Annotated in this window: 22 protein-coding genes and 1 tRNA gene; 13 read left to right on the forward strand and 10 right to left on the reverse strand. The window is 57.0% G+C overall.

Annotated features, from left to right (window positions below; genetic code table 11):
* Positions 1-372: 372 nt before the first annotated feature.
* A tRNA-Lys gene (locus ACN0WW_RS04335) sits at positions 373-448 on the reverse strand.
* 46 nt (positions 449-494) lie between these two features.
* On the reverse strand, positions 495-1,025 hold the full coding sequence (gene folK / locus ACN0WW_RS04340; protein WP_417609781.1) for a 2-amino-4-hydroxy-6-hydroxymethyldihydropteridine diphosphokinase: 531 nt from the start codon (positions 1,023-1,025) through the stop codon (positions 495-497).
* Between the two features lie 117 nt (positions 1,026-1,142).
* Here folK and ACN0WW_RS04345 point away from each other — a divergent pair, with 117 nt between their 5' ends.
* From ACN0WW_RS04345 to ACN0WW_RS04360, 4 genes are all read left to right on the forward strand, one after another.
* The gene (locus ACN0WW_RS04345) at positions 1,143-1,694 is read left to right on the forward strand and encodes a superoxide dismutase family protein (protein WP_417609783.1); all 552 of its coding nucleotides are present in this window, start codon (positions 1,143-1,145) and stop codon (positions 1,692-1,694) included.
* A gap of 40 nt (positions 1,695-1,734) precedes the next feature.
* Positions 1,735-2,199: a low molecular weight protein-tyrosine-phosphatase gene (locus ACN0WW_RS04350; RefSeq protein WP_417609785.1), complete on the forward strand. Its 465-nt coding sequence runs from the start codon at positions 1,735-1,737 to the stop codon at positions 2,197-2,199.
* Between the two features lie 213 nt (positions 2,200-2,412).
* Positions 2,413-3,156 carry a Bax inhibitor-1/YccA family protein gene (locus ACN0WW_RS04355; RefSeq protein WP_417609787.1) on the forward strand — a complete coding sequence of 248 codons (744 nt, stop codon included), beginning with the start codon at positions 2,413-2,415 and terminating at the stop codon, positions 3,154-3,156.
* A 147-nt stretch (positions 3,157-3,303) separates the two neighbouring features.
* Positions 3,304-4,026 (forward strand): hypothetical protein, encoded by a 723-nt coding sequence (locus ACN0WW_RS04360; RefSeq protein ID WP_417609789.1) that lies wholly within the window; start codon positions 3,304-3,306, stop codon positions 4,024-4,026.
* Positions 4,027-4,097: 71 nt separating this feature from the next.
* On the opposite strand, the gene ACN0WW_RS04365 is transcribed toward ACN0WW_RS04360, so the two are convergent.
* The 3 genes from ACN0WW_RS04365 to ACN0WW_RS04375 are packed head-to-tail and all read right to left on the reverse strand — an operon-like array spanning position 4,098 to position 5,810.
* Positions 4,098-4,715: a glutathione S-transferase family protein gene (locus ACN0WW_RS04365; protein ID WP_417609791.1), complete on the reverse strand. Its 618-nt coding sequence runs from the start codon at positions 4,713-4,715 to the stop codon at positions 4,098-4,100.
* A gap of 13 nt (positions 4,716-4,728) precedes the next feature.
* The gene (locus ACN0WW_RS04370; RefSeq protein ID WP_417609793.1) at positions 4,729-5,436 is read right to left on the reverse strand and encodes a helix-turn-helix transcriptional regulator; all 708 of its coding nucleotides are present in this window, start codon (positions 5,434-5,436) and stop codon (positions 4,729-4,731) included.
* Entirely contained in the window at positions 5,436-5,810 is a 375-nt protein-coding gene (locus ACN0WW_RS04375) for a VOC family protein (RefSeq protein ID WP_417609795.1), read from the reverse strand. The genes ACN0WW_RS04370 and ACN0WW_RS04375 overlap by 1 nt, the downstream gene beginning before the upstream one ends.
* A gap of 210 nt (positions 5,811-6,020) precedes the next feature.
* Here ACN0WW_RS04375 and ACN0WW_RS04380 point away from each other — a divergent pair, with 210 nt between their 5' ends.
* A complete protein-coding gene (locus tag ACN0WW_RS04380; RefSeq protein WP_417609797.1) occupies positions 6,021-6,365 on the forward strand; it encodes an EthD domain-containing protein in 345 nt (114 codons plus the stop codon).
* 82 nt (positions 6,366-6,447) lie between these two features.
* On the opposite strand, the gene clpA is transcribed toward ACN0WW_RS04380, so the two are convergent.
* Both clpA and ACN0WW_RS04390 read right to left on the reverse strand, forming a co-directional pair.
* Positions 6,448-8,766, reverse strand: a complete 2,319-nt coding sequence (gene clpA, locus ACN0WW_RS04385; protein ID WP_417609799.1) for an ATP-dependent Clp protease ATP-binding subunit ClpA — start codon at positions 8,764-8,766, stop codon at positions 6,448-6,450.
* A gap of 267 nt (positions 8,767-9,033) precedes the next feature.
* Complete coding sequence (locus tag ACN0WW_RS04390; protein WP_417609801.1) at positions 9,034-9,231, reverse strand: DUF1192 domain-containing protein; 198 nt, start codon at positions 9,229-9,231, stop codon at positions 9,034-9,036.
* Positions 9,232-9,331: 100 nt separating this feature from the next.
* Between ACN0WW_RS04390 and ACN0WW_RS04395 the strand changes: the two genes are divergently transcribed.
* The 6 genes from ACN0WW_RS04395 to ACN0WW_RS04420 all read left to right on the forward strand — a co-directional run bounded on the left by ACN0WW_RS04395 (position 9,332) and on the right by ACN0WW_RS04420 (position 15,053).
* The gene (locus ACN0WW_RS04395) at positions 9,332-10,342 is read left to right on the forward strand and encodes an NAD(P)H-quinone oxidoreductase (RefSeq protein WP_417609803.1); all 1,011 of its coding nucleotides are present in this window, start codon (positions 9,332-9,334) and stop codon (positions 10,340-10,342) included.
* Positions 10,343-10,347: 5 nt separating this feature from the next.
* On the forward strand, positions 10,348-10,785 hold the full coding sequence (locus ACN0WW_RS04400; protein ID WP_417609805.1) for an NUDIX hydrolase: 438 nt from the start codon (positions 10,348-10,350) through the stop codon (positions 10,783-10,785).
* A gap of 106 nt (positions 10,786-10,891) precedes the next feature.
* Positions 10,892-11,806, forward strand: a complete 915-nt coding sequence (locus tag ACN0WW_RS04405; protein ID WP_417609807.1) for a UDP-2,3-diacylglucosamine diphosphatase — start codon at positions 10,892-10,894, stop codon at positions 11,804-11,806.
* On the forward strand, positions 11,803-12,867 hold the full coding sequence (locus ACN0WW_RS04410) for a glycosyltransferase family 4 protein (RefSeq protein ID WP_417609809.1): 1,065 nt from the start codon (positions 11,803-11,805) through the stop codon (positions 12,865-12,867). Before ACN0WW_RS04405 ends, ACN0WW_RS04410 begins: the two co-directional genes overlap by 4 nt.
* Before the next feature lie 153 nt (positions 12,868-13,020).
* Positions 13,021-13,704, forward strand: coding sequence for a cell cycle transcriptional regulator TrcR (locus tag ACN0WW_RS04415; RefSeq protein ID WP_417610486.1), 684 nt, complete (start codon positions 13,021-13,023; stop codon positions 13,702-13,704).
* A 230-nt stretch (positions 13,705-13,934) separates the two neighbouring features.
* Entirely contained in the window at positions 13,935-15,053 is a 1,119-nt protein-coding gene (locus ACN0WW_RS04420) for an MBL fold metallo-hydrolase (RefSeq protein ID WP_417609811.1), read from the forward strand.
* Between the two features lie 9 nt (positions 15,054-15,062).
* Here ACN0WW_RS04420 and ACN0WW_RS04425 read toward each other — a convergent pair whose 3' ends face one another.
* Positions 15,063-16,385 (reverse strand): TCR/Tet family MFS transporter, encoded by a 1,323-nt coding sequence (locus ACN0WW_RS04425; protein WP_417609813.1) that lies wholly within the window; start codon positions 16,383-16,385, stop codon positions 15,063-15,065.
* A gap of 66 nt (positions 16,386-16,451) precedes the next feature.
* Here ACN0WW_RS04425 and ACN0WW_RS04430 point away from each other — a divergent pair, with 66 nt between their 5' ends.
* A complete protein-coding gene (locus ACN0WW_RS04430) occupies positions 16,452-18,140 on the forward strand; it encodes a long-chain-fatty-acid--CoA ligase (protein ID WP_417609815.1) in 1,689 nt (562 codons plus the stop codon).
* A gap of 12 nt (positions 18,141-18,152) precedes the next feature.
* Here ACN0WW_RS04430 and ACN0WW_RS04435 read toward each other — a convergent pair whose 3' ends face one another.
* Entirely contained in the window at positions 18,153-19,235 is a 1,083-nt protein-coding gene (locus ACN0WW_RS04435) for a GGDEF domain-containing protein (protein WP_417609817.1), read from the reverse strand.
* Positions 19,236-19,478: 243 nt separating this feature from the next.
* On the opposite strand from ACN0WW_RS04435, the gene ACN0WW_RS04440 reads away from it, so the two are divergent.
* Positions 19,479-21,458, forward strand: coding sequence for a lipoxygenase family protein (locus ACN0WW_RS04440; protein ID WP_417609819.1), 1,980 nt, complete (start codon positions 19,479-19,481; stop codon positions 21,456-21,458).
* A 6-nt stretch (positions 21,459-21,464) separates the two neighbouring features.
* Here ACN0WW_RS04440 and ACN0WW_RS04445 read toward each other — a convergent pair whose 3' ends face one another.
* Complete coding sequence (locus ACN0WW_RS04445; RefSeq protein ID WP_417609821.1) at positions 21,465-22,757, reverse strand: NADH:flavin oxidoreductase/NADH oxidase family protein; 1,293 nt, start codon at positions 22,755-22,757, stop codon at positions 21,465-21,467.
* Positions 22,758-22,930: the final 173 nt, after the last annotated feature.

Here is a 22,930-nt window from a genome sequence, read left to right on the forward strand (position 1 = left end):
TGGACCGCCTTTCCGGCGATCAGCGACTTGATGGTCTAGAGCGCCTTGGAGCATATCGTGAGTTCAATCAATTGGCGAAAGATCTTGACGCGACCGCAGTCGAGTTTACTCGCGACGAGAAATGGTAGCAGGCACCGCTACCAGAAATCGTTTTAACATTTATCACTGTTTTGTATCACTGTTTTGGGTTGGATGGTTCGTTGGTTTAGCAATCAACGCTGTTGTATTCCCTACCTTTGAAAGAACTGGTCCATCATCAGTTCTTTGAATATTGGAATTTCTTCCATTTGCTACCCAAAATGCTACCCAAGTTGCAAATATTGCAACTTCGAATATCATTCTGTCAGAAAATCGTTTATTTTCAACGTATTATGGTGAGCCCTGCTGGGTTCGAACCAGCGACCTACTGATTAAAAGTCAGTTGCTCTACCGACTGAGCTAAGGGCCCCCTGTGCGAGCTGGTGCAGTGCACTCAGCCTTCGGGAAGCGCTTCCCTAGGGGCGCTTTGGGGCAGGGTCAAGCGGCTTTGGCGCTTTTTCCGGTCGTTTTTTCGGTCGCCTGTTGCGGGCGTGCAATTGGGCGATTGTCCGGCCGGTGAGCGGATCGCGCCAATCACCGGCAATTTCTGCGGCGGGCCCCAGAACAAAGGCGCGCTCGCGCATCAGCGGATGAGGAATAGTGAGGGCAGGGTCGGTGCTGACAAAGGCACCGCCGCCCCACAGGATGATGTCGAGATCGAGTACGCGGCGGGACCATCGCTGGCCCCTGCGGCGACCGAAATCCGACTCGATCTGTTTGAGCAGGTTGAGCAGCGCCGCTGGCGACAGGGATGTTTCGATGATCGCGACGGCATTGGCATAGCGGCGCTGGGACGGTCCGACCGGCCGCGATGCGATGATTGCGGATGTTTTTGCCACCACCACCGCTGCCTGGCTCAATTGCTCCCAGCCCGCAGCAATGACCGCAGGGGGCAGGCCCAGACGCTGGTGGCGCTGGTTGGAACCAGCCGCGATCAGGTAACGCATAGGCGGCACTCGTGCTCCTCTGGGGGCCGAAGCGGAAAGCAATGGAACAATTGGTTCCAAGCGGGCGGATCGCCTGCTATCATGCAAGCAATGATTAGGAAATCAAGGAGAAGCTTCGTGCGTCATCATCATTTCACTCTAGCGGGCGTTGCCCTGTTGTCCCTGCTGTCCGCCGGTTGCGCCCCGGAAGGCGAATCCCCTGGCGAGGTTAGCGGCAATGTCGCCCGCGCCGCTCTGGAGGGCGCCGACAAGACGCAATATGGTGAAGTTATTGTCGCGCAGGGCGATGATGGCCTGATCGTCAACATTAAAGCAACGGGCATGTCTCCGGGGCCGCACGGCGTGCATATTCATGAGACCGGCAAATGCGAAGGCCCCGACTTCAAGTCGGCAGGCGGTCACTGGAATCCGCAATCAAAAGAACATGGCTTTGACAACCCGAACGGCGCGCATGCGGGCGACTTTTTCAACCTTGATGTTGGTGCCGATGGTACGGGTGCGCTGGAGGCGAAAATTGCCGGCGCGTCTTTGAGCGAAGGCGACAACGCTCTGCTTGATGCCGATGGAGCGGCTTTCGTCGTACATGAAGGTGCCGACGATCTGAAAACCGATCCATCCGGAGAAAGCGGCGGACGGCTGGCCTGCGGCGTGTTTGTGCAAGGTCGCTGATTGTAAAACACCTGTTGGATTGTTGGTATAGAGTAGCGTTATGGACCAGTCGGTGTTGTTTGTGTGTCTCGGCAATATCTGCCGTTCGCCGCTGGCAGAAGCGGCCTTGCGACGGGAATGCGTGAGCGCTGACCTCAATGTCGTGGTCGATTCTGCCGGCACTGGCGACTGGCATGTCGGCCAGCCGCCGGACGAGCGGGCACAGGCGGCGGCCAGCCGCAACGGCGTTGATATCGGGCACTTGCGTGCACGGCAGGTGAACGGGGCCGATTTTTATGATTTCGATCATATCATCGCGCTGGATAGCCAGAATTTGCGTGATCTGGAGGCGATGCGTCCTGCCAAGGGTCGCGCGCAATTGTCGCTGCTGCTCGACCATGTCGAGGGCAGGGCGGGGCAGGATGTGGCTGATCCCTATTATGGGGACGAGGATGACTTCGACCAGACCTGGGCGGAGGTAACCGCAGCCGCGAAGACCCTTCGCAGCCGGCTGGGGGCCGGCTAGGGCGATTGCGCCCCGTAATAATTCGCGATCCTGGAGCTGATCGCCAAAATACGCAAAAAATCCGCCTGGTTTTTCACAGGCGCAATAGATGCTATCTATTGAATCCATCAGTAATATTTAGGCAAACAACCTCGGTTTCCCTTGAAAAACCTACGCTGGTGCCCGATATTGTGAACCATAGGGCTGGTTTGTCGGCCCGTTAATTTGAGGAGTATGGATATTATGGCTTGGCAAGATCCAAGAACAACCTTCGGGCAGCCCCCAGTGGGTGCCGCATCGCAGACGCAGGTTGCGTTTGACGAAGGCCTGCGCACCTACATGCTCAAAGTGTATAATTATATGGCCAGCGGTGTGTTGCTGACCGGTATCGTTGCAATGCTGTTTGCCAGTTCCGGGCTCGCACAGGATATCATGTTCGGCGGCGGACCGCTGAAATGGCTGATCATGCTTTCGCCACTCGCGATCGTATTCGCCATGAGCTTTGGCCAGAACAAGTTCTCCACAACGACATTGCAGGCGATGTTCTGGGGCTTTGCGGCGCTGATGGGCATGTCGATGTCGACTATCTTCCTGGTCTATACGGGCACGTCGATTGCGCAGACGTTCTTTGCGACCGCAGCCGCGTTTCTGGGTCTCAGCCTTTATGGTTACACGACCAAGAAGGACCTGTCCGGCATGGGCAGCTTCCTGATCATGGGCGTGGTTGGCTTGCTGGTTGCGATGGTGATTAACATCTTCCTGCAATCCACGATGATGCAGCTGGTTATCAGTGCGATCGGTGTTCTGGTTTTTGCCGGACTGACCGCGTATGACACGCAGCGGATCAAGAGCATGTATGCTTATGTGGCTGGCACCGACATGGTTGGCAAGACGGTGGTTTTGAGCGCTCTCAGCCTCTATCTTGACTTTATCAACATGTTCCAGTTCCTGCTCTATTTCATGGGCAACCAAGAATAGGTCAGATTGTCTTGAATTGACGGAAAAGCCCGGCAGGAAACTGTCGGGCTTTTTTGTTTGGCGGCTCGTCGGGATTTGGTCGCAATTGCTGGACAAGTGTTTGAGTGAATCATAAAGCAGCGGCTGTTGTTTTAGGAGAGTGTTACGATGCCGCGTTTGAAGGATTTGCGTCTACTATTGCTAGCGGGTGGACTGGCCACTCTGGCGGCCTGTCAAACGGCACCGCCACCGCCACCACCGCCCGCTCCCGTCGTCCAGCCGCAATATACGCCGCGCGCGCCGACACCGCCATTTGGTGCGAGTAGTTATACAGTCGTGCCGATGTTACGGGCCGACGGTCTGCGCGACACGATCAACCGCGACCTCGGTCCGCTCGAGACCTTGTGGCATGTGCGCGCGGCTTTAAACGTGGCCGCGCTGAGCTGCTCCGGGCCGCTTTATGAGCGTCTTGTCGATGATTATAACGCCTTCATCAACAACAACAGCGCGTCACTGCGCAACGCAAATAATGCGATTATCCGCAAATTTCAGCGGGAAGTCGGCGCGGGATACAAAGCCGAGCACGATATTCACCAGACCCAGCTTTACAATTTTTGGTCCTTCTCGCCACTGCGGCGACCGTTTTGTGATCAGGCCGTGCAAATCAGCCAGCGTGCGATCGTCACCAAATCGGCCGATCTCAACGCCTTCGCCGCACAAGCCTTGCCTGAGCTGGAGAAGCCGTTCAACGAATTCTATATCGCTTATGAAGAATATCAGCGCGATCTGGAAGCGTGGCGAGTCCAATATGGCGAGCCTGAAGTGGAACAGCCGACTGCGGCCACTGAAACGCCGACTTTGGATTATGAGCAGCCAGCCCCCGGCGAATAAGTCACTATAAAATTAGCAGAAAACGGAGCCGGATGGGATAACCATCCGGCTTCCTGTCATTCGTGGCGACCTTACTGGCTTGCCTCTGCGATGAGCCCATCGTCGATCGCTTTTGCAGCCAGATAGGCGCTGCGGTCCGTCACCCGCTTGGCGTAAGCGAGAAAGGAATCCCGGTCGGGCAGGGTTCCGAATTGCGTTCCCCAGACTATCTGGGCTCCGACATAGACGTCGGCCATAGTAAAGCGCTCGCCGCAGGCATATTGATCCGCCTGAAACTTGGCATCCAGAACGTCGACCACCCGGTCATAATTGCCATAGCCGGCCATCCTTTCCTGATCTGCGGTTACCGCGAAGCCCAGCGACCGATTGATTATCGCCTGCTCGACCGGCCCGGAGGTAAAAAACAGCCAGCGAAAATAATCTGCCTGTTCGGACGCCGTGGGGGCGAGTTCGGCATCCGGGAAAACTTCCGCGAGATAGGCGCAGATCGCCGCACATTCGGTGATGATCTTGCCGTCATGGTCAATCGCCGGAACCTTACCCATTGGATTGATCTTCAGATAGTCATCCGCCTTCATCGTTGTGCCATATTCGAGCAGAACCTGATCATAGTCCGCCGCAACTTCGTGCAGCGCCCAGCGGACGATCTGGGCCCGTGACATCGGGTTGGTGTAGAATTTCAGAGTCATCTTATTTTCCTTCCTATTTCGAATGGTCTTTCTGGGACCGGTAATTTTCTCGCTGCAGCCGGGAAAATTCCTCCAGTGAGCGTGCGGGATCGGGCTGGAAGAAGGTGCCGGTGCCGACAAGCGCAGAGATGCGGTCGAGCCGGAATGTCCGGAAGTCGTCGCGAAACTGGCACCACGCGACCAACGTCCACACTTTTCCCCAGAACCAGAGGCCCAGGGGCTGCACCATCCGGTTGGTCGAACTGCCATCTTCGGCGACATAATCCAGAACCAGGATTTCCCTCGCATCGACAGCCTGTTCGCAGCGGTCAATCAACATGCTGGCCTCGCCGCCCAATCCGATACGGGGCGAGAATATCTTGATATCATTGATCCTGCTGCGCTCCGCTTCCGGCAACACAGCCTCGACCTTGATCAGCGCTTCTTCCGCCGCAGCCCTCATCGCGTCGCCGCCCCAGGCGCGGACCATCCGTGCGCCGGTGACCAGGGCAACAATTTCGTCGCGCGTAAACATCAGCGGCGGCAAGTCGAAGCCGCTGCGCATGATATAGCCGATACCCGCTTCGCCATCGATCGGGACGCCGGTGGATTGAAGGTCGGCTATATCCCGATAAATGGTGCGCTCCGAAACCTCCAGCCGGTCGGCCAGTTTTGCAGCTGTCACGAGCCGGCCGCCACGCAGATATTGAACGATCTGAAAAAGGCGGTCGGCTCTGCGCATCAGACCTTATACCGGAAAACGCCCAGGCTGTTGCCTTCTGTATCCCTGGCGTAGAAAAAGGCACCGGACGGTATGGATATCGTCTCCGAAACGACTTCGCCGCTACTGGCCGTGATCCGGTCCATCGCTTCCGCCAAAGTCCCTTGGACAGACAAATGCGCCGTTATGCCGTCGCCCTGCGTCGCCGGTTCGCCGACATAGAGATGGCCACACATGGCATCATTGGCACTTGGGATCATCAGCATTTTTTCCGGACCGTCATTGTTCTCAATCAGCTTTGTCTCGAACACGGCTTCGTAAAATTTTCTGGCGCGGTTGAGATCGGTTGCGGGAATTTCGACCCATACCGGCCGTTCGCGGGTTGTCTCGGTCATTTGCTTGCTCCTCTTTTTTGGTTGAACAAGCACCTGCTATCATAGCGCTCCTGACAGCATTCTGTCAGCAGTGTTTCAGACCCGCTGAAGAGCGCTGCGATTTTTACGCGTGGGTTGGCAACCCGTTCTTTTGTGGGTTCGGTTTTGACTATTAGCATGTAACATAAAATAGACAGGGCGCAGATCCAGGCGCCAGCGTGGAGGGGGGGCATGATCAAGCATTTCTTTCTGATTTCAAAAAAGCCGGACCTGTCGGCGGAAGAATTCCGCGCCTATTATGAGGCGCATCATGTGCCGTTGATCAAACGGTTATTGCCGATGTTCGCTCACTATCAGCGTCATTATATCGACCGGCCGGAAAGCCGGATCGGTGAGACTCAGGCCGATCCGGATTTTGATGTGATCACCGAAATCCACTTCGCTACCCGGGCCGACTATGACGCGTTCCTGCAAGCCACATCCAATCCCGATGTGCTCGCCGCAATCCGTGCCGATGAAGCGAATTTTCTGATTAGTGATGCGACGCGCTCGCTCCGGATCGACAGTGCCGCATGAATTGCTGACGGGACAGGCTATCACACATAAAAAACGGCGCGGGAAATCCCACGCCGTTTTTTTTTTGGCCTCTTGCCGCCGGCTATTTTGCCTTGCTGTCGGCTTTCTTCTTGGCCGCTGCTTTCTTTTTCTTCGCTTTCGGGGCGGCTGCGGTGACTTCGAAGGTCAGGACATTGTCCTTCAGATGGACCTTGACCTCGCCACCGTTTTTGAGCTTGCCGAACAGCAACTCCTCAGCGAGCGGCTGCTTGATCTTCTCCTGGATCAGGCGGCCCATCGGGCGGGCGCCATAGAGACGGTCATAGCCGCGCTCGGTGAGCCATGCCTGTGCATCCTCATCCAGCGTGATATGGACATTCTGGTCGGCCAGTTGCAGTTCCAGCTCGAGAATGAATTTCTCGACGACGCGGGACACGACTTCCGGCGGCAGATAGGCGAAGGGGACGATCGCATCCAGACGGTTGCGAAATTCCGGAGTGAACATTTTCTTCACCGCTTCGTCGCCCGCATCTTCTTTCGACATATTGCCGAAACCAATGCCTTCTTTCGCCATGTCGGACGCACCGGCATTGGTGGTCATGATCAGCACGACATTCCGGAAATCGACGGTCTTGCCGTGATGATCGGTCAGCTTGCCATTGTCCATCACCTGCAGCAGGATGTTGAACAGATCCGGATGCGCTTTCTCGATTTCGTCGAGCAGCAGCACGCAATGCGGGTTCTGATCAATCGCATCGGTCAGCAGACCGCCCTGGTCATAGCCGACATAGCCCGGAGGCGCGCCGATCAGCCGGGAAACGCTGTGCCGTTCCATATATTCCGACATATCGAAGCGCTTCAGCGGAATGCCCATGATTGACGACAGCTGCCTTGCGACTTCGGTCTTGCCGACGCCGGTCGGTCCGCTGAACAGGTAATTGCCAATCGGCTTTTCCGGTTCGCGCAGGCCGGCACGCGACAGCTTGATAGCGCTCGCCAGCTTGCTGATCGCTTCGTCCTGGCCGAAGACCACGCGCTTGAGGTCTTTTTCCAGATTCTCCAGCGTCTTCTTGTCGTCCTTGGACACCGATTTGGGCGGGATCCGCGCCATGGTGGCGATTACGGCCTCGATATCCCGGGCTGTGATCATCTTTTTGCGGCGGGACGGCGGCAACAGCATCTGCATCGCACCAACCTCGTCGATCACGTCAATCGCCTTGTCCGGCAGCTTGCGGTCGTTGATATAGCGGGTCGACAATTCCACCGCTGATTTCAGTGCATCCGGCGAGTAGCGTACCTTGTGATGCTCTTCGAAGGCACCGCGCAAGCCAGCCAGAATCTTGATCGTATCCTCAATCGACGGCTCGTTGATATCGATTTTCTGGAAGCGCCGCAGGAGCGCGCGATCCTTCTCGAAATGGTTGCGGAATTCCTTGTAAGTCGTTGACCCGATGCAACGAATCATCCCGCCAGACAAAGCTGGCTTGAGCAGATTGGAGGCATCCATCGCGCCGCCACTGGTCGCGCCAGCACCGATCACGGTATGGATTTCGTCGATGAACAGAATGGCGTCGGGCATTTTCTCGAGCTCCGAAACAACCTGTTTCAGTCGCTCTTCAAAATCGCCACGATAACGGGTGCCGGCCAGCAGCGAGCCCATGTCGAGCGAGTAGATCACCGCCGGCTTCAGTACATCAGGGACGTTTTCCTCGACGATGCGCAGCGCCAGGCCTTCGGCGATCGCCGTTTTACCAACGCCGGGTTCGCCGACATAAAGCGGGTTGTTCTTCGACCGCCGGCACAGGATCTGGACCGTCCGGTCCACCTCTGCCTGCCTGCCGATCAGCGGATCAATCCGGCCGTCCGCTGCCTTGGCATTGAGATTGACCGTAAACTGGTCGAGCGCGGTCTCTTTCTTGTTCTTCTCTTTCTTGTCCTGCTCGCTATCCATGCCGGACAATTCGGCCGGTTCCGCGGTCTGGCCACCCTTGCCGACGCCGTGGCTGATATAGCTGACGGCATCCAGACGGCTCATGTCCTGCTGCTGCAGGAAATAGACCGCATAGCTTTCGCGTTCGGAGAACAGGGCAACCAGCACGTTTGCACCGGTGACTTCATCTTTGCCGGATGACTGAACATGCAGAATGGCACGCTGTACGACGCGCTGAAATCCCGATGTGGGGGAGGGGTCTATGGCCTTTTCGACTTTCAGCGAGTCCAGTTCGCTGTCGAGATAGAGAATGACGGCATCTTCCAGCTCGGCCAGATCAACGCCGCACGCATTCATCACTTGAGACGCGTCGCCATCGTCAACGAGTGCGAGAAGGAGATGCTCGAGTGTCGCATATTCATGACTGCGATCAGAGGCATTTTTTAGCGCCTGATGCAGCGTTTTTTCGAGCGATTCCGCGAATGATGGCATATATTTTACTCCAATATTGGGCCAGTGTTACTGCCCCGGTTGCCGAAACTGATGCTGTGTATCGGGTTTCGGGCTTTACCCAAATACTTGCTATCTAGATCGTGACCCATGCGTGAAACGTCAAGGGCAGCTCGATCGGATCAGCAAGCAGCCAGAGAAAGCTGCCAGTTTTTCGTGTCCCTCCTGCAATATGGTCCAAAATTGAACCTCTGGACCTGAATATTGTTAAGCAAGGTTAACAAATGCTTGATGGAAAGCCAGCATTTATCACTTTTTGAACAGATTTTCTGCACTGGCCCGGTGGCTAACAGCGAATTGTTTCTTGGCTTCACAACGGTTTATTTCGGACTTTAATAGGGAAATACGCTGGTCGAGTTCGTCCACGGAAAATGGGTCGAGGTCCTGCTTCACGAGCAAAACCAGCGGATCATTGGCGTTGCGCGGTAAATTATCTTCATCATCCATGAATCGACATGCCTCCTGCAGGGTAATGTTGACCGCTTGCGCTTTGCTGTCAATAAGGGCGCGAAACTGAGGGATCGCAAATTTTTCGGGGGGCTATTCGATGATTGAATCTGAACTGTTGCAAAAAGAGATGACCGCGGTCGCGATCAGTGAACCGGGCGGGCCCGAAGTTTTGCAGCCAGTCACACTGGAGGTCCCGAAGCCCAAACAGGGTGAAGTGTTGATCCGGGTTGCCGCTGCCGGTGTGAATCGCCCCGACGTGGTTCAGCGCCAGGGGCTCTATCCCCCGCCGCCAGACGCGTCGCCGCTGCCTGGGCTGGAGGTTTCTGGAACGGTTGTCGCACTGGGCGACGGCGTTGAATCCGAATGGATGGGCCGCAAAGTCTGCGCGCTGACCAACGGCGGCGGCTATGCCCAATTTTGCGTGACTCCGGTCGGTCAATGTTTACCCGTTCCCGAAAGCCTGACGATGGCGGAGGCGGCTGCCCTGCCAGAAACGCTGTTCACCGTCTGGGGCAATTTGTTTGACCGCGGCTTTGCCCGCGAAGGCGAAACGGTGCTGGTTCACGGCGGCACAAGCGGTATCGGAACAACATCGATCATGCTCGGCAAGTTGTTTGGCCTCAACGTCATTGTGACATGCGGCAGTGATCAGAAATGTACGGCGGCCAAGCAGATCGGTGCGGATCACGCGATCAACTATAAAAGCCAGGACTTTGTTGAGGAGATCAAGAAGATCACCGATGGCGAGGGTGTTGAAATCGTCCTCGACATGGTTGCTGGCGATTATGTTGCGCGCAATCTGAAATGTTTGAAGCAAGATGGCCGGCATGTCACAATCGCCGTGCAGGGCGGCGTCAAGGCGACGCTCAACATGGCGCATATCATGGTGAACAGGCTGACTTTGTCCGGTTCCACGCTGCGGCCCCAGTCGGCAGAGCGAAAGGCGCTGATTGCCGATGAACTGCACCGCTATGTATGGCCGGAGGTTGAAGCGGGCAAATTGAAACCGGTGATGGACGAACGCTTTGCGCTGGCCGATGCCGCCAAAGCCCATGCCCACATGGAGGCCGGCGATCATATCGGCAAGATTGTACTGATCGTCGAATAGCAGCGATGGGGCAGTCCGGGATCGGCAGCGGCGACGTAGACTTTCATGGCGCAAAGGTCGCCGTCTTTGTCGACGATCATATCCTGGTCTATCGCCGCGATGACAGGCCGGACATTCCTTTCCCCGACATGCTGGATCTGCCGGGTGGCGGGCGCGAAGACGGGGAAAGCGGCGCGGAATGCGTTGCCCGGGAGACGTTTGAAGAATTTGGCATACGCATCGCGATTGAAACGTTTGAACATGTTCGGACCTATCCGAACTGGCGCGGTACCGGCGACGTAGCATTATTCTTCGTCTGCCGCCTCGCACCCGAAAGATTGAACGAGATTGTCTTCGGCGATGAGGGGCAGGATTGGCAGATGATGCCAGCGGCCGAGTTTATCACCAGTGACCGGGCGGTGCCGCATCTGCAAGATCAACTGCGCCAATATCTGAAAATTTGAGCCAAGAACCGGCATTTTTCGTCACCAAAGCTTCATAAAATGGGAATCGGGCTGTAACAATCGACGCGTATGGCTGTGTCCATGGATGGTTTCCATGGGAGTGAATATGGCCAAGCAATTTCCGCCTTTTACCAAAGCCGATGTTCCGCTGCTCGACGCCGATCGATACGAGGCGCGTCTCAAGCGCAAGCCTCGGGTGCGGGCGGGGGACCGGACCCGGTACCGGACGATCTGGATCTCCGACATTCATCTTGGCACCCGTGGCTGCAACGCCGACATGCTGATCGATTTTCTGGATCATGTGGACAGCGATACGCTTTATCTGGTTGGTGACATCATCGACGGATGGCGGATGAAGAAGCGGTTTTTCTGGCCGGACGGCCACAATGACATCATCTGGCGCATCCTGAAGCGGGCCAAGCGTGGTACGCGGATTGTCTATATTCCCGGCAATCATGATGAAATGTTTCGCCAGTTCACCGGGCTGAATTTTGGCGGTGTGGAAATCCGCCGGTCGGCGATCCACGAAACGGCTGATGGCCGGCGGTTGCTGGTATTGCATGGTGACGAGTTCGACACGGTGATGCTGGCGCACCGCTGGCTCGCCGTGATCGGCGATGCTGCCTATGTGGCGCTGATGCGCCTCAACTGGCTGGTCAACAAGGTTCGCAACCGTCTAGACCTGCCTTACTGGTCCCTGTCGAAAGTGGCCAAGCACAAGGTAAAAAATGCGGTCGAATTTATCGGGCGCTATGAGGAAACCGTCGCCAAGGCTGCCGAAAGCCGTGGCGTTGATGGTGTGGTATGCGGCCACATCCACACCGCCGAGCACCGGATGATCAAGGGCATCGAATATTATAACGACGGTGACTGGGTCGAAGGCTGCACTGCACTGGTCGAATGCGATGACGGCCAGATGCAGATTCTCCACTGGGCCGACGAAATCAACGCGCGCAAGCAGCGCGAGGAGCAGCCGGTCAAACTGACCGCGGTGGACAGCGCAATCGGGCAGGCAGCATGAAGATTGCTCTGGTGACCGACGCCTGGCATCCTCAGGTCAATGGGGTGGTGCGAACGTTGGAGACGGTGGTTGGACTGCTGCGCGACAGGGGACATGAGGTTCTGGTTATTTCGCCCGATCAATTCCGCTCGGTCCCGGCACCCAGCTATCCGGAGATCAGGCTGTCCTTTGCCAGAGCAAGAACCATTGGCAAGCGGATCGAGGCATTTGGCGCCGACGCCGTTCATCTGGCCACCGAAGGGCCGCTATGTATTCAGGCGCGTCGCTGGTGTCGCAGAAAAGGACGTCCGTTTACAACCGCTTATCACACACAGTTCCCGGAATATCTGGCCAAAAGGACGAGACTGTCTCCGCGCATATTCTGGCCCTATATCCGCTGGTTCCACCGAAAATCGGAAGCGATCATGGTGTCCACCGAGAGCGTCCGTGCTCAGCTGCGCAGCGAACGCCTGCGTCATGTTCATCACTGGAGCCGCGGCGTCGATCTGCAGAATTTCTGCACCGACGCGCCGCCGCCGAAAGTCTATGAACAGCTTGCCCGACCGATCCAGCTCTATGTCGGCCGGGTGGCGATCGAGAAGAATATTGAAGCCTTTCTGGACAGCAATCAGCCCGGTTCGAAGGTGGTTGTCGGTGATGGGCCTGCGCTCGAGGGATTGAAAGCGCGGCATCCAGAGGTATATTTTGCCGGGCGGCAATCGGGCCGCACGCTGGCCGGCTATTATGCCGGTGCCGATGTGTTTGTCTTCCCCAGCAAGACCGACACATTCGGACTGGTGATCATCGAGGCACTGGCCTGCGGCACACCGGTTGCCGCGTTTCCGGTGACCGGTCCGATTGACATTCTGAGCGAAGAAAGCGGTGCAATGGCTGCCAATCTGAATGATGCGATCCAGCGCGCTCTAACGCTTGATCCGCGCGCCTGCGTTGCGCATGGCCGAAAATATAGCTGGGACGCCAGCGCCAGTCAGTTCTTCAACGGTCTGGTGGCCCAGGATCTGCGGCCGCATGGCCATATGTCACGCCGTTTCCTCGCCAAGGCCCTATTTGCGCGGGTGTAGCCAAATATCTTGCCGATAGCTTCCAAATAACCTACATAAGCTTCCAACAGGCCGTCTCCGCAAGGGGGCGGCCCTTTATTTTTATCTTGCCGCTGGCCGTCAAAAGCCAGCTATTGGAAGGACGCCATCATGGCCGAACAAGCAACTCCTCTTATGCAGCATGCCACCGCAAGCTGGCTGGTTGACAATACGGCGCTCAGCTTTGAGCAGATCGCTGAATTTTGCGGTATCCATATTCTCGAAGTCAACGCGATGGCGGACGATCTGGCGAGCTCCAAATATACCGGACGCGATCCTGTGCAGGCGCACGAGCTGACGCATGAAGAAATTGAAAAAGCCGAGAAAGATCCGAATTACCGGATGAAGATCCAGAAGGGGCCAGATCAGGTGCGCCGGACCAAGGGACCCCGCTATACGCCGGTTTCAAAGCGTCAGGACAAGCCCGATGGTATCGCTTGGCTGCTTCGTAATCATCCCGAGATATCCGATGCGCAGGTTGGCAAGCTGATCGGCACCACCCGCACAACGATCAATGCGATCCGCGAGCGCGAGCACTGGAATATCGCCAATATTTCGCCGAAAGATCCGGTCACTCTGGGCCTCTGCTCACAGCGCGAGCTGGATGCTGTTGTTGCCAAGGCCGCGAAAAAGGCTGGTATCGAGCCGGAAATGGCTGATGATGCCAAGCTCGGTGGTGACAAGCAGGCGCTGATCGCCGAACTGCGCGAAGAACGCGCGCAGGCGGCCCGCGATGCCGAGGCTGCTCTGTCAGGCGAATCAGACGACGATGATGCGCCGGTAGAACATACCGCAGAAACATTGTTCAAAGATCGCTGATCATCTATCGAGTTTGAGGATCGTTTGATTTGGGGGCTAATATGAGTGAGGGAAATCCTGGCAGACTGCGCCTTATGAAGATCGCTGCGATAGCCATTTTCGGAGCTATGGCTCTGGTTTTCGTATTCATTGTCGGCGTCAAATAACACGGCTGGCCGACGGGCCTAGCAGTTTAATCAGTCAATTAAATCAGGTTGCGTTTGTCCTGACCAAAGGTCTATGGCTGATCTATGGACGCGCCCCGTAAACCGCCCGCCTATGATGCGATGCTCGCCGATCACGGCTTTGATCCGATTGAGTCGGATGGGCTGACCTATCCGCTGGGCGAATATGAACCAAAATTCGGCGAATATTTCGAACTGATGCCCGGCATCGGCTGGACCCGCACACCCGTGCCCGGCCCGCTGGGGCATATCAACAACTGGGTGCTTGCCGACCGTCATCCCGATGGCAGCGAGGGATTTGCGATTGCCGATACCGGCTTGTTCATGCCCGAGGTTATCGAGGCCTGGAAGCACCTGTTTGAAGACGGCGCATTAAGGGGGCAGAGCGCCACCAAGATCATCGTCACCCATTATCACCCCGATCATGTCGGCTGTGCCGGCTGGCTGGCAAAGCGGTTCAAGGTGCCCTTGCACATGAACCGGACCGAATGGCTGCTGACGCGGATGCTGCTCGCCGACAAGCGTGAGGGCGTGCCGGAAGAGGCGCTCGACGAATGGCGTTTCTGCGGTTGGGAGCAACATCTGATCGACGATTTTGCGAAAAAGGGCTGGGGGCGCTTTGCGCGCGCGGTTTCGGATCTGCCGATCGGGCACATCCGGATGGAAGAAAGCACCCGCCTGCAGACCGGGGATCACCAGTGGCGCGTGATGATCGGCAATGGCCATACTCCGGAACATGCCTGCCTGATCGACGACACCGCCAAGGTGATGATCTCCGGCGACCAGATCCTGCCGCGGATTACCTCCAATATCTCGACCATGCTCAGCGAACCGACCAGCGATCCGCTGGGCGAATGGCTGGCGAGCATCGCCCGGTTTCGCGCCGAACTGGACAATGATCTGCTCATTCTGCCCGCGCATGGCCGCCCCTTTCTGGGCGCGCATCAGCGGCTTGACGCACTCGCCGAGCGCCATAACGAAGCGCTGGATGATCTGGAGCAGGGGCTGCGGGAAAGCCCCAAGCGGGTGGTCGACAGCTTCCCCTATCTGTTCAAGCGGCCGATTACGCCCGATGTCATCGGCATGGCCAGCGGCGAGGCGATGGCAACGCTCCGCCACCTGCAATATACCGGACGCGCGCAGCTTGAAATGAAGGATGGTACAGCCTGGTATAGCGCTGCGTAATCGGTGCCCTCAGCTTACGACCGGTTTTGCATCCGGTGGCGCCGCAACGCTGCTGCTATGGCAGTGCAAAGCATAGCCCCGCAGAAAAATAGCCAGGGAGATCAGCGCGATGATGCCCGCGAGCCCAAAGGGGGCGCCGGGTAGATAATAAGACGTATGGGCAACCGTGAAGGCCGCGAATACAGCCGTAAACATCGGCGGGCCAATGACCGAGCTCAAGCTTTGCAGGCTGGCAATCGCGCCCTGCAATTCGCCTTGGGTTTCGTCAGAGACCGCCTTGCTCATCAGTCCATTGAGTGAAGGCTGGAACAGGCCCTGCAAAGCGCCGACCGGAATCGCGAGGAAGATCATCCAGCCTTGTTCCGGGCCAGCTATGACATAGGCAATGGTGCTGATGGACATGCTGGCGGCGCCCATGATGACAGCTTTGCGTTCTCCAAGACGCGGGATAAGATAACGGATCAGCAGGCCCTGAACCAGAGCAGCACCCGCGCCCACGAGCGCAAGCGCCATACCTACGGTAAAGGCGCTCCACCCGAACGCCTCAATCGCGTAGAAGGCAAAAACGATCGGATAAACCACATGACCGATCATCCAGACCAGCAGCGCCCCGGCATACCACAATACCACCCGGTTCTGACCGCTCAGGCCCTTCAGCGCGACGAACGCGTTGGCCCTTGCGATCTGAAACGGCCTCCGCTTTTCCCGGGGCAGGCTTTCCCGCAGCATGAAAAAGCCGAAGACCAGATTGGTCGCAGCGAGAGCCGATGCCGCAAAGAAGGGCAGGCGGATATGATATTCTCCGAGCAAACCGCCCATCGCGGGCCCTATGATAAATCCGAGGCCGAACGCCGCCCCGATCAGGCCGAAATTCTGCGATCGTTTCTCCGGCGGGGACATATCGGCGACATAGGCATAGGCGGTGCTGAAACTCGCGCCCATGATGCCGGCAACGATCCGCGCAACGAACAGCCACAGCAGAGACGGAGCAAAACCCATTAGGGCATAAGCAATCGAATAGCCGCCAAGCGCGCCAAGCAATACGGGCCTTCGCCCGAAACGGTCCGAAAGATTGCCGATGACCGGCCCGAAGAAAAATTGCATGACCGCATACGCAAAGGCTAGCCATCCGGCGTCGATAGCGGCGTCCGAGAGGCTGTCGCCGGTGATCTGGGTAATCAAATCCGGCAGGACCGGCATGATGATACCAAAACCGATCATATCGATCAGAACCACCAGAAATACAAAGGTGATCGACGCCTTCGCCGCCTTTGGCGATTGTGATTCTGCTGTTGTGGAAGTCATATTCTCCGTTAGCAACAGCGACGGCAAGTCAGCAACGACTTTTGCCCAGAATTTTCATTGTCAGTTCAGACCGGTTCACTTACATGAATGTCAATGACCGAAAAATCTCCCGAACAGTCGCCAATCTGGCAATCGCACTATAATCATCCAACCCAGTGGGACCAGACTTACCCGCCCTTATCAATGCCGGGCATGTTCTTCCGCTCTGCCGAGCAGCGGGGCGATGCCAATCTGCTGGATTTCATGGGGCGGAAATATAGTTATCGCGATGTCGCTGCGGCAGCGGTCCGCGTGGCCAAGGGGCTGCAGGACCTGGGGGTCGGCAAGGGCGACCGCGTTGGTCTGTATCTGCCCAATGTGCCGCATTATGTTTGCGGCTATTATGGCGCGATGGCGATCGGTGCGACCGTGGTTAATTTCTCGCCTCTCTATACTGTCGATGAGCTCAATCACCAGGTGGAAGACAGCGGCACCAAAATTCTGTTCACGCTTTCCGCCACTGCGCTTTTCCCGACCGCCTATGAAGTGCTCGAACAGTCGAGCCTTGAGCGACTGGTCGTCGGCAGCATCTCCGGTGCGCTGCCGCCGGCAAAGGCGTTGTTCTATTCCGTGTTCCGTCGCAAGGAGAGCAGCCCGCAGCCTGATGACGACCGGATCACGCCGTTTTCCGTCCTGATCGGCAATGACGGCGATTTTGACGCTCCTGATATCGACCCGGAAAAGGATATCGCACTGCTGCAATATACCGGCGGCACCACCGGTACGCCCAAGGGAGCGATGTGCAGCCACCAGAATCTGACCGCCAACGCGCGGCAGATCAACGACATTGATCCCTATCTCGACGAGGTCGACCGATTGATGGGCGTGCTGCCCTTCTTTCATGTTTTTGCCAACAGCGCTGTGCTCAACCGGACTATCCAGCGTGGCGGAGAAATCGTGATGTTGCCGCGCTTCGACGCCAAGCAGACCTTGAAGGCAATTTCCCGAACCAAAATTACCGCCATGCCGGGAGTGCCGACCATGTACCAGGCGCTGCTCGACCATGCCGATATCGACAAGACCGATTTTTCATCGCTCAAAGTATGCGTTTCGGGCGGCGCGCCCTTGTCCTCGGAATTGAAGAAGAAGTTCGAGGCGAAGACCGGCGCGAAACTGGTCGAAGGCTACGGTCTCACCGAAAGTTGCGGCGTGGTCAGTGCCAATCCGTACGAAGGGCTGAACAAGCCGGGGACGATCGGCCAGCCGGTGCCGGGGACCCGAGTGAAGCTGGTCGACAAAGGGGATCCGACAAAAGCGGCACCGGAGGGCGAACCCGGAGAGCTGATATTCTCAGGTCCGCAGGTGATGCAGGGGTACTGGAACCTGCCAAAGGAAGATGAGCAGGTGTTCGTCGATGGTTTTCTGCGTACCGGTGATGTCGCGACGATCGACGAGGATGGCTATATCAAGATTGTCGATCGTTTGAAGGACATGATTGCGGTAGGCGGGTTCAAGGTCTTCCCAAGCCAGGTCGAAGATGTTCTTTACAAGCATGAAGCGGTGAAGGAGGCTCTGGTGATTGGCGTGCCTGACTCCTATCGCGGCGAAAGTCCTAAGGCGTTTGTCGCTCTGGAACCCGACAGCACGGTGACCGGCGAGGAGCTCAAAGACTGGTTGAACCCGCAACTGGGGAAGCACGAACGGGTGGTGGACGTGGTGATCCGTGACAGCCTGCCCAAAACCATGATCGGCAAGCTGGATCGCAAGACTTTGCGTGAGGAAGAACTGGACCAGGCGACCTGACGAAACCGGTCGCTACGCGGCGGAAGAGCGGATCGCAGTTGGCTGTGCGGCTATCCGCACCGGTGCTTTCGATCCGGTGTTCTTCACGGCATAGAGCTGTTTGTCCGCCGCTTCGAGAAGGCTGTTTGCGGTCATCCCGTCCCGCGGCCAAGAGGCGATACCGACGCTGGCCCGCACCCGAATGACATGCCCCTCGATCACGCAGGGCGTGACCAGCGCTGCGAGCATATGGTCGGCGCAGGCAGAGATTGAAATCGCTGAATCCGGTGACAGCAATACGGCAAATTCATCGCCGCCGATTCGAGCGACAATGCCATTGTTGCCGCAGGCAATGCGCAGCCGGTGCGCGACTTCGATCAGCAATTGATCGCCCGCCGCGTGGCCGAACTGGTCATTGATCGGCTTGAAACCGTCGAGATCGATCAACGCTACGGTAAACGCGCGCTCGTGATCTTCCTCGGCAATTTGGTTCTCCAGATGCTCGGACAGCACCCGGCGATTGAACAGTCCGGTCAGTGGATCGGTATGCGCCAGCTCGCGCATTTCATGTTGCAGGAGCAGCAGACGGACGAACTGCTCATTTTGCTGCGTGATCAGCCGATACAGAAATGTTGTTGCCATGATCAGACTGGCTGCAGCAGACCAGGCGAGCGGATCCCCTGACAACAACAGCATGATGGTCATCGGCGCGATACCGATGATGATATTCAGGATCGCGGCGAGCCGGATCGTACCCAATGTATAGATGGTGGTCAGTGAGCCCATGGCGAGCGTGAAGGGATAAAACAAGCGAATATCAGACGGCGCATGCACCCAGCTGAGCACACACCAGATACTGACCAATACGCAAATCGTCGCCGAAAAGAAGGTCGCCTCGGCGATGAACTTGCGCGCACGGTCAGGGCTGCCCGAAGCATTGCGGTCCTTGATCAGCGACATATAGCCGAGCAGGCAGCAACCGCCCATCGCCAACGGAATGCCATAGCGGACCCAAGCTTCGGCACCGGTACTGGAGGCATATAATACGAAGGGAATTGTCAGGAACATCGCAAGAAACAGCGCGCGCGACTGGTGCTGCATGCGGGTTGCGCTCAAGATAGCAAATTCGTCCCGCACCGTTTCCGGAACTGGCGGGATGAGCTTGCGTAAAAACTGTCGGACCCCTGACTGCATGGAGTGTTGCTAACAGCGATTTGTAAATGTCTCGTTAAGCCTAGTTCTCGACCGCGTCTTAGAACCTGCCGCGATCCCAAGCGAACTGCGCGGTTCATTGGTTTACGCGAATTTAACCAAGAATATACTAGATGCTCTGATCCGCAGGAAAGATCAGGAGCCACTATGTCCTTTGAGAACGCACGGTCGATTGTTTCGCAACACGAGGTTGGAGGTCAGGGGGTAAAGCGCGGAGCGCGCGATCCGAGCCTGCCGCAGAATGACAGTCTGGAACAGCGTGCAAAGCGCCGCAAGCAGATAAACGAGACTTCAACGCACTATCAATGGACCACGGACATCGCGAGCTTGCCCGGCGTGCCGCTGGCGACACATGTCCCGTCCGATGACCAGCCCTCGATCGAATGGTGGTTCAAGGTGCTGGAAGTTACCATAGGGATAGTGAACAACATCAGGGCTGTCCTGCTGGCCCCGATTTTTTCCGGTCTTGGCGAGGCCGAGCAGAAGATTCTCGACGATGCGCTGGCAGATGCCGAAAATATCAGGATCGAGGTCGAAGACTTGCGCGAAAAGCATCGCGTCAGTGTCGCCGGTCCCAGTCTCGAAAGCAGCATCGAGCAGGCGACCGAGGGCGTCGATATCAACACCCTGGACGCGCACCACAGCGCGCTGCGGGACATTATCGCCGTGATCATTGATATCCTGCAGGCCGAAAAGGCAGTCCACAAGCGGTCGATTGAAGCCTATCGCAATCTGTTCCAGACCCTGCCGACACCGGGCATTGCCTATACCTTCCAAAGTGATGATCAGTTTGCGCGGCTTCGCGTGGCGGGTCCCAATCCGATGCTGATCGAGGGCATTGACCAGATCCCCGACAACTTTCCGGTGACCCCAGCACATTATTCCGCCGTGATGGGCGGTGATACGCTGTCAAAGGCTTTGGCGGACGGTCGCGTATATCTCTGCGATTACAAGGACCTGGAAGTGCTTGTTCCCGGTGTGTGGAATGGCCATGCCAAATATGTCTACCGGCCGATGGCACTGTTTGCCGTGCCACCCGGCGGGTCGTCGATTCAGCCGGTCGCGATCCAGTGCGGGCAGGATCCCGACCAATATCCGGTGATGACCCCGTCCCCCTCTTCGTCGGAACAATGGGGCTGGGAGATGGCGAAATTCGTCGTCCAGGTGGCGGACTGCAACTATCATGAACTGTTCGCCCATCTCGCCGGCACCCATTTGGTGAGCGAAGCGATTGCCGTTGCCACCCGGCGGAATCTTGCGAAGGTTCACCCGCTGTGGTCGCTGCTGGTGCCTCATTTTGAAGGCACTTTGTTTATCAATAATTTGGCGGTTGAGACCCTGATCAACAAAGGTGGTCCGATCGATGATTTTTTTGGCGGCACCATCGAGTCGAGCCAGCGGGCGGCGGTTCAGGCGCGGCTGGCTTTTGACTTTTACAAGAAAATGACGCCGGTCGATTTTTCCGAGCGCCATGTCGCCGACACGGAAAAGCTTCCGGACTACCCCTATCGTGACGACGCATTGCTGGTGTGGAGCGCGATCCATGACTGGGCCGAGCAATATGTCCATATCTATTATGCTGACGATGCTGCCGTAACCGGTGACACGGAACTGGCCCAATGGGCTGCGTCGATCGCATCGGAAGGCCATATCGTCGGTTTCAAGCCGATCACTTCGCGTGCGCAACTGGTCGACGTCTGTACGATGATCATCTTTACCGCCAGCGCCCAGCATGCAGCGGTAAACTTTCCGCAGCGGACGATTGTGACCTTTGCGCCTGCTGTGACCGGTGCTGGCTGGACTGCCGCGCCTACCGAACAACAGGGCCATAGCAAGAGCGAATGGCTCGATTATATGCCGCCAATGTCGCTGGCGCTGCTGCAATTGTCTTCACTGGAATTGCTCGGTTCTGTCTATTACCGGCCGCTCGGCGACTATCGGACCAATCGCTTTCCGTATAAAAGCTGGTTTCAGGACCCGGCGATTACCGGCGACGAGGGGCCACTGGCGCGCTTCCAGGCTGGATTGCGGGCGGTGGAATCGCGGATCATCGCGCGCAACCAGCGCCGCATGCATCCCTATGTCTTTCTGCAGCCGAGCCAGATCCCGACCAGTACCAATATCTGATTTTGGTCAGCGCGGGCTGCGCGCTGCCAAGATTCTTTTGTTGCGCGCTTCCACTGCGCGAAAGGCAGTAAAGACGCCGAGGTTCGGATCGGTCATGCCGCTCTGACCCAGATTTTCCAGCTGCTCGTAGAACCAGTAGATGACGGCAAAACTGGCCACCGCCTTGACCATCTGGAAGCGCATCAGAAAGTCCAGCCAACCGGGAAGAAGGCTGAGCTTATCCTCATAGCGGGGCAAGTTATCCAGTCCTTCCAGCAATTGTTTTGGTGCGTCGGTCATCACACACATCGGACGGCCCAGGCCGATGAGATCGGCAGATCCGCTGGCGAGCGCGGCTTCCATCGCGGCGCGGGTGCGAAACCCGCCCGTGACCATCAATGGAACTTTCACGGCATCCTGCATGGCTTTGGCAAAATCGACGAAATAAGCCTCGCGGGCCTTGGTCGAGGGCGCAACATTTTGCTCCTCCTTTTCTTCCATGCCGTCAGCGCCCATCAGCGCTGGCTGTTCGTAGGTGCCGCCAGATATTTCGACGAGATCAACGCTCGCCGTTTCCAGCCATTGCACGACCTGCAGGCTGTCTTCGAAATTGAAACCGCCTTTCTGGAAATCGGCACTGTTGAGCTTGACCGAAATCGGGAAATCGGGTCCGACGGCGGCCCGCGTCTTGGCAATCACGGAGAGCAGAAATCGCGCCCGGTTCTCCAGGCTGCCGCCATATTTATCTGTCCTCAGATTTGATCGCGGGCTCAGAAAGCTGCTCAGCAGATAGCCGTGCGCCGCATGGATCTGAGCTCCGGTAAATCCCGCGTCCTGACAGGTTTTCGCCGCCAGCGCAAAGCGGTCGACAAGCTCTTCAATCTCTTCGACGGTCAGCGCGACCGGCTCGCCAAACTGGCCGCCGGGCAGCCCCAATTTGACTGCAGAGGGCGCTTTTGGATGTTTGTTGACATTGCTCTGCGTCTGTCTGCCACCGTGACTGATCTGCGCCCAGAAATGATTGCCATTGCGGGTGGCTGCCTGTGCCAAGCGCGTCAGTGCCGCCATCATGGCTTCATCCGGCTCCCGGTCGATGACAACATTGCCCGGGCGTTCCAGATGATCCCGATCAATCTGGATATTGCCGCTCAGCAACATCCCGGCACCGCCGTCGGACCAAAGGCCGTAAAGCCGGTCCAGTTCTTCGGTCGGCACACCGTCCGGGGTCGCCATACCCTCGGTCATGGCCGCCTTGGCAATCCGGTTGGGCAGGGTGGCCCCGCAAGGAAGGGACAGCGGATCGGCAAGAGAAATGGTCATGGAATGGCCCTCAAATGTGGATTGCGATTGAAAACTGATTCTGTCCGATAATGCAATTTATGGCAAGCGGAAGCGCATATTCCCGACATAAACTGCTATAAAACGGTATATTTGGCTTTTGTGATAAATAAGTTATAGTATGAAGGGAAATTCGCACGGGGGCAAACTTCCGG

Source organism: Parasphingorhabdus sp. (genome assembly GCF_048269865.1).
GTDB lineage: Bacteria > Pseudomonadota > Alphaproteobacteria > Sphingomonadales > Sphingomonadaceae > Parasphingorhabdus.

Bases quoted from the DNA above. Each gene is read 5' to 3' on its own strand.
- ACN0WW_RS04380 (WP_417609797.1), top strand. From the start codon at position 6,021: ATGATCAAGCATTTCTTTCTGATTTCAAAAAAGCCGGACCTGTCGGCG.
- folK (WP_417609781.1), bottom strand. From the start codon at position 1,025: ATGCGTTACCTGATCGCGGCTGGTTCCAACCAGCGCCACCAGCGTCTG.
- ACN0WW_RS04350 (WP_417609785.1), top strand. From the start codon at position 1,735: ATGGACCAGTCGGTGTTGTTTGTGTGTCTCGGCAATATCTGCCGTTCG.
- ACN0WW_RS04420 (WP_417609811.1), top strand. From the start codon at position 13,935: ATGGACGCGCCCCGTAAACCGCCCGCCTATGATGCGATGCTCGCCGAT.
- ACN0WW_RS04370 (WP_417609793.1), bottom strand. From the start codon at position 5,436: ATGCGCAGAGCCGACCGCCTTTTTCAGATCGTTCAATATCTGCGTGGC.
- ACN0WW_RS04395 (WP_417609803.1), top strand. From the start codon at position 9,332: ATGATTGAATCTGAACTGTTGCAAAAAGAGATGACCGCGGTCGCGATC.
- clpA (WP_417609799.1), bottom strand. From the start codon at position 8,766: ATGCCATCATTCGCGGAATCGCTCGAAAAAACGCTGCATCAGGCGCTA.
- ACN0WW_RS04440 (WP_417609819.1), top strand. From the start codon at position 19,479: ATGTCCTTTGAGAACGCACGGTCGATTGTTTCGCAACACGAGGTTGGA.
- ACN0WW_RS04365 (WP_417609791.1), bottom strand. From the start codon at position 4,715: ATGACTCTGAAATTCTACACCAACCCGATGTCACGGGCCCAGATCGTC.
- ACN0WW_RS04415 (WP_417610486.1), top strand. From the start codon at position 13,021: ATGCAGCATGCCACCGCAAGCTGGCTGGTTGACAATACGGCGCTCAGC.
- ACN0WW_RS04390 (WP_417609801.1), bottom strand. From the start codon at position 9,231: ATGGATGATGAAGATAATTTACCGCGCAACGCCAATGATCCGCTGGTT.
- ACN0WW_RS04400 (WP_417609805.1), top strand. From the start codon at position 10,348: ATGGGGCAGTCCGGGATCGGCAGCGGCGACGTAGACTTTCATGGCGCA.
- ACN0WW_RS04405 (WP_417609807.1), top strand. From the start codon at position 10,892: ATGGCCAAGCAATTTCCGCCTTTTACCAAAGCCGATGTTCCGCTGCTC.
- ACN0WW_RS04355 (WP_417609787.1), top strand. From the start codon at position 2,413: ATGGATATTATGGCTTGGCAAGATCCAAGAACAACCTTCGGGCAGCCC.
- ACN0WW_RS04360 (WP_417609789.1), top strand. From the start codon at position 3,304: ATGCCGCGTTTGAAGGATTTGCGTCTACTATTGCTAGCGGGTGGACTG.
- ACN0WW_RS04375 (WP_417609795.1), bottom strand. From the start codon at position 5,810: ATGACCGAGACAACCCGCGAACGGCCGGTATGGGTCGAAATTCCCGCA.
- ACN0WW_RS04430 (WP_417609815.1), top strand. From the start codon at position 16,452: ATGACCGAAAAATCTCCCGAACAGTCGCCAATCTGGCAATCGCACTAT.
- ACN0WW_RS04410 (WP_417609809.1), top strand. From the start codon at position 11,803: ATGAAGATTGCTCTGGTGACCGACGCCTGGCATCCTCAGGTCAATGGG.
- ACN0WW_RS04445 (WP_417609821.1), bottom strand. From the start codon at position 22,757: ATGACCATTTCTCTTGCCGATCCGCTGTCCCTTCCTTGCGGGGCCACC.